The organism is Pseudokineococcus sp. 1T1Z-3 (assembly GCF_037482365.1).
Classification (GTDB): Bacteria; Actinomycetota; Actinomycetes; order Actinomycetales; family Quadrisphaeraceae; genus Pseudokineococcus.
Genome location: NZ_JBBHZF010000025.1, coordinates 164,989 through 170,308, shown reverse-complemented (window position 1 = coordinate 170,308; position 5,320 = coordinate 164,989). Strand labels below are relative to the sequence as shown.

The 5,320-nt window shown below is 79.5% G+C and carries 3 protein-coding genes; 2 read left to right on the top strand and 1 reads right to left on the bottom strand.

The window, feature by feature from the left end:
- A partial coding sequence (locus WDV86_RS11455) for a RecB family exonuclease (RefSeq protein WP_339567768.1) occupies positions 1-799 on the top strand: 799 nt, incomplete at its 5' end.
- Entirely contained in the window at positions 796-4,431 is a 3,636-nt protein-coding gene (locus tag WDV86_RS11450; protein WP_339567767.1) for an ATP-dependent helicase, read from the top strand. The genes WDV86_RS11455 and WDV86_RS11450, both read left to right, overlap by 4 nt.
- A gap of 27 nt (positions 4,432-4,458) precedes the next feature.
- On the opposite strand, the gene WDV86_RS11445 is transcribed toward WDV86_RS11450, so the two are convergent.
- Positions 4,459-5,320: endonuclease/exonuclease/phosphatase family protein (locus tag WDV86_RS11445; protein WP_339567766.1), on the bottom strand; the 862-nt coding region annotated here is incomplete at its 5' end.

Below are 5,320 nucleotides of genomic sequence, written 5' to 3'. Positions count from 1 at the left end.
GGAGCCGGTGCCCGTCTCGCCGTCCAAGGTCGAGCAGCACGGGCAGTGCCCGCTGCGGTGGGTGCTGGAGGCCTCGGGCGCCACGGCGTCGGAGGGCGCCTCGGCGGGCGTCGGCACCCTGGTGCACGACATCGCCGCCCAGCACCCGCGCGCGGACCGCGCCCTGCTGGGTGCCGAGCTGGACCGGCGCTGGCACGAGCTCGGGGTACCCGCGGGCACCTGGCCGGCGCGGCGTGAGCGAGAGGTCGCCGAGAAGATGCTCGACAACCTCGCGCCCTACCTCGCGACCTCGGGCGGGCGAGAGCTGGTCGGCACGGAGGTCGAGGTCCGGGTCGCGGTGGGCCGGGCCCTGCTCACCGGACGCGTCGACCGGCTGGAGCGCGACGAGCAGGGGCGCCTCGTCGTCGTCGACCTCAAGACCGGGTCCAGCTCGCCGACGAGGGCGGAGCTGGCCCGCCACCCCCAGCTGGGCGCCTACCAGGCGGCCGTCGAGGCGGGCGCCTTCGACGCGGTGGTCGCGAGGGAAGACCAGGGCGGGCCGGTCGACGACGCCGCGCCGGCCCGCAGCGGCGGTGCCCGCCTCGTCAGCGTCGCCGCCCGCCGCGCCAAGCACGCCGAGCTGCCGCAGCCGCCGCTGGAGGCGGACGAGGAGCCGGGCTGGGCGCGTGACCTCCTGCAGGAGACCGCCCTGGGCATGGCCGGGGCGACCTTCCCGGCGCACGACGGCCCGGGGTGCCGCACCTGCCCGGTGCGGACGTCCTGCCCCGTGCGGGCCGAGGGCCGGCAGGTGGGCTCGTGAGGCCACCGGGAGGTCGCGGGCGCGGGGGGCGTGGGGACGCCGGGTGGGAGAGCAGCGGGCAGCTGCTGCTCGACCTGGGGGCGGCGGAGGACGTCCCGCCGCCGGCCGGGCCGCCCGCGTCCCTGGACGCGCTCGCCGTGGCTCGGCTGCTGGGCCGGCACGCGCCGACGCCGGAGCAGCGCGCCGTCGTCGAGGCGGGGCTGGCGCCCCTGCTCGTCGTCGCGGGCGCCGGCTCTGGCAAGACCGAGACGATGGCGGCGCGGGTCGTCCAGCTCGTCGTCTCCGGGGCGGTCGCGCCCGACCGGGTCCTCGGGCTGACGTTCACGCGCAAGGCCGCCGGTGAGCTGGCCGAGCGGGTGCGGGTGCGCCTGGCGGGGCTGCGCAGGGCCCTCGCCCGCGAGGGGGCCGCCGACGGTGCGGGTGCGCCCGTCGTGGCGGTGCCCGACGGCGAGCCCGTCGTCATGACCTACCACTCCTACGCGGCGTCGGTGCTCGCCGAGCACGGGCTGCGCGTCGGCGTCGAGCCCGGGGCCCGCGTGCTCGGCGAGGCGGCGTCCTGGCAGCTGGCCGCCGACGTGGTCGAGGGCTGGACGGGGGAGCTCCCGGCGGTCGACTCGGCGGTCTCCACGGTCGTCGCCGGGGTGCTGGCGCTGTCGGGCGAGGGCGCCGAGCACCTCGTCGACGCCGACCAGCTCGACGCCGCGCTGGGCGACCTGCTCGCGCGGGTCGGCTCGCTGCCGAAGGACGAGGCAGGAGGTGCGCCGGCGCGGCCGGCGCCGGGATCGCCCCTCGGCAAGGTGCTCGCCGCCCTGGCGGCCCGCCGGGCGCTGGTGCCGCTGCTGGCGGACTACGCCGCCCGCAAGCGGGCCGCCGAGGCGCTCGACTTCGGCGACCAGGTGCGCCTCGCGGCGGAGGCCGCGGCCCAGGCGCCCGCGGTGGGCCGCGGCGAGCGCGAGCGGTACGACGTCGTGCTGCTCGACGAGTACCAGGACACGAGCCACGCCCAGCTGGAGCTGCTGCGGCACCTGTTCGGCGGCGGCCACCCCGTGACGGCCGTCGGCGACCCGCACCAGTCCATCTACGGCTTCCGCGGGGCCAGCGCCGGCACGCTCGAGCGGTTCCCGGGCCAGTTCCCCGCCGCGGACGGGACGCCCGCGCGGGTGCTGCACCTGTCCACGAGCTGGCGCAACGACGAGCAGGTGCTCGTCGCGGCCAACGCCGTCTCGGCGCCGCTGCGAGAGCACCCACCGGGCTCGTCCCGCGGGTCGGCGCCCTCGGTGCCGCCGCTGGCCCCGCGGCCGGGGGCCGGCGCCGGCCAGGTCGAGGTGTGGTGGTCGGCGACGTCGCAGGAGGAGGTCGCGCGGACGGCCCAGGCGCTGGCGAGGGCCTGGGCGGCGGGTGCGGCGGGGCCTGCGGGCGAGCGGCCGACCGCGGCGGTGCTCTGCCGGCGCCGCGCGCAGATCCCGCTCGTCGAGGAGGCCCTGCGCGCCGAGGGGCTGCCGGTGGAGGTCGTCGGCACCGGGGGTCTGCTGGAGCGCCCCGAGGTCCTCGACGTCCTGTCCGTGCTGCGGGTGCTGCACGACCCCGGCCGCGGTGACGCGCTCGCGCGCCTGCTCACCGGCCCGCGGTGGCGGGTCGGCCCGCGGGACCTGCGCGCGCTCGGCCGCGAGGCGCGCCGGCTGGCGCGCCTCGCGGCGGGGGCGTCGGCGCAGCCAGGGCCAGGCGGCGACAGGGACGGCGACGGCGAGGGTGAGGGTGGGCCCGGCCCGGTGCTGACCGGGCGCGGTGACCGCGACCGGCCGGAGCCGGCCGAGGCCACCGGCCTCGTCGAGGCGCTCGCCGCGCTGGCGAGCGACCGGCCCGGTGGTGGTGGGCCCGGTGGTGGTAGGCCCGGTGGTGGTGGGCCCGGTGCTGCTGGTGGGAGCGGTGCTGCTGGTGGGAGCGGCCGGCGAGGGCTCTCCGCGCCCGGGCACGAGCGTCTCGTCCGGCTCGCGCGCGAGCTCGCGGCCCTGCGCGGGCGTGCCGACCAGGCGCTGCCCGACCTCGTCGCGGACGTCGTCCGCACGACGCACCTGGACGTCGAGCTGGCCGCCGCCCCCGGGGCGTCCCCGGCGGGCTCGCGACGGCAGCTCGACGCGCTCGTCGAGGTCGCCGCCTCCTTCGCCGAGGCCACCAGCGGTGGGCGGCGGGGGTCGACCGCCGGCGGGAGCTCCCGGGGTACCTCGCTCGGTGCCTTCCTCGCCTGGGTCGACGCCGCCGTCGCCCGCGAGCGGGGGCTGGACCCGGCCCAGGAGGAGGACGCCGGTCCGGTCGGCGAGCCCGACGAGGTCACCCCCAGCCGTGACGCCGTCCAGGTGCTCACCGTCCACGCCGCGAAGGGCCTGGAGTGGGACGTCGTCGCCATGCCGGGCCTGGCCGAGGGCGCCTTCCCGAGCCGGGCCGGCTCGGGCGGGCCGGGGAAGGTCGACACCGCCTCGGGCTGGCTCGTGGGCCTCGACGCCCTGCCCTACGACCTGCGCGGCGACGCCGCGTCCTTGCCCTCGTGGGACTGGGGTACGGCGCGCTCGCTGGCCGAGCTCACCGCTCGGACCGCGACGTTCAAGCAGGACAGCGGCGCCCACGTCGTCGGGGAGGAGCGGCGCCTGGCGTACGTGGCGCTCACCCGCGCCCGGCGGCTGCTCCTGCTGTCGGGGGCGACGTGGACGCCGGGGCGCACGACGCCGACCCGCCCGTCCCGCTTCCTGCTCGAGGTGGCGGCGGCGCTGGGCCCCGAGGTGGCCGAGGCGGTCGAGCGTGCCGCGGCGCAGGCCGGCGACGCCGGCGCCGCGCCTGCTCCGGCCAGCGCGCCGTGGCCGGACCCTGCCGGTCCGCCGGAGCCGCTCGTGCAGGCGGCGGGGGCCGTGCGGGCAGCCGCCGAGCGGGCCCGTGACCGGCCTCCGCCGACGACGGCGTGGACCCGGGAGGTCGACCTGCTGCTGGCCGAGCGCGCCGCCTCGGCCCGGCCGGTGCGCGAGGTCGCGCTGCCGGCGCACCTGTCCGCCTCGCGGCTCGTCGCGCTGGCGCGCGACCCCGCGGCGCTGGCGGTCGCCGTCCGGCGGCCCCTGCCGGCGCCGCCCGCCCGGGCCGCCCGGCGGGGGACCGCCTTCCACGCGTGGCTGGAGCAGCGCTGGGGGGCGGTGCCGCTCGTCGACCTCGACGACCTGCCCGGCGCGCAGGACGAGGGCGCCGCCGCCGACGAGGCGCTGCCTGCCCTGCAGGCGGCCTTCGAGGCGTCGGAGTGGGCGACCCGGGTGCCCCTGGCCGTGGAGGTCCCGGTCGAGACGACCGTCGAGGGCACGGTCCTGCGGGGCCGCCTCGACGCCGTCTTCGCCACCCCCGACGGCGGCTACGAGGTCGTCGACTGGAAGACCGGCCGCCCGCCGGCCGCGGGGGAGGAGCGTGCCGCCGCCGTCCAGCTCGCGGTGTACCGGCTCGCCTGGTCCCGCGTCACGGGCGTGCCCGTGGCGCAGGTGTCGGCCGCCTTCTTCTACGCCGCCGCGGGCCGCACCGTCCGCCCCGTCGAGGGTCTCGACGGGCAGGCGCTGCTCGAGGTCCTGCGCTCGACCCCCGTCGTCCACGAGCCCGTGCGCTGACCTGCGCCCCGGCCGGGGACTCGAGGACTAGGTGCCGCGGGCGACGTGCTCCTGGCGGGGGGCGGCGCTCGGCACGCCCTGGTGCGTCGGGACCTCGACGTCGACGCAGAGCGCCCGGTGGTCGCCGACGCCGAGCCGCAGGTCGACGTCGCCGGCTCGCCAGGGCAGCAGCCCGGACGAGCGGTGGTCGCCGAAGGGCGGCAGGGCGAGGACGTGGTCGAGCTGGCGCGTCGGCGTCGGGAGCGGGTAGGTCTCACCCTCCACGAGCATCCGTGCGCCGAGCAGGCGTGCCGGCAGGCCGCCGGGCAGGTTGAGGTCGCCCACGAGCAGGACCGGGCCGGGCAGACCAGCGGCCCAGCGCCGGACCCGCACGAGCTGGCGCACCGCCACCGGCGGCGCGAAGGACAGGTGGACGGCGACGACCGTCAGGCCGTCGAGCTCGGCCGCCACCGCCACCCGCGGCTCGTCGGGCACGACCCGGAGGCCGAGTCGTCCGCTCGTCGGGCTCGGGAGGGGCAGCGGCAGGGGCAGCGACCCGGCCCGCAGCGGCAGGGCCCGCCAGCGGCGGACGGGGACCCGCACGAGCAGCGCCGTGCCGTAGCGGGGCCTGTCGTCGGCGGGCCAGTCCTCGTCCTCCAGCCGCCCGGCCAGCGGCAGCTGCTCGGCGCCGGACCCGGGGATGCCCAGCACCGTCGGGGCGAAGCGCCAGTCGACGTCGCCGCCGGCCTTGCCGAGGGCGTCGGCGACGGCGAGCGGCTGGTGCACCCCGCCGGAGCGCTCGCCGCCGACGTCGAGCTCCTGCACGGCCAGGACGTCAGGGGCGACCTCGGCCAGCGGTGCCAGCGCCGCGAGCAGGGACTCCTCGTCCCACAGGTGCACCGGACGGCGG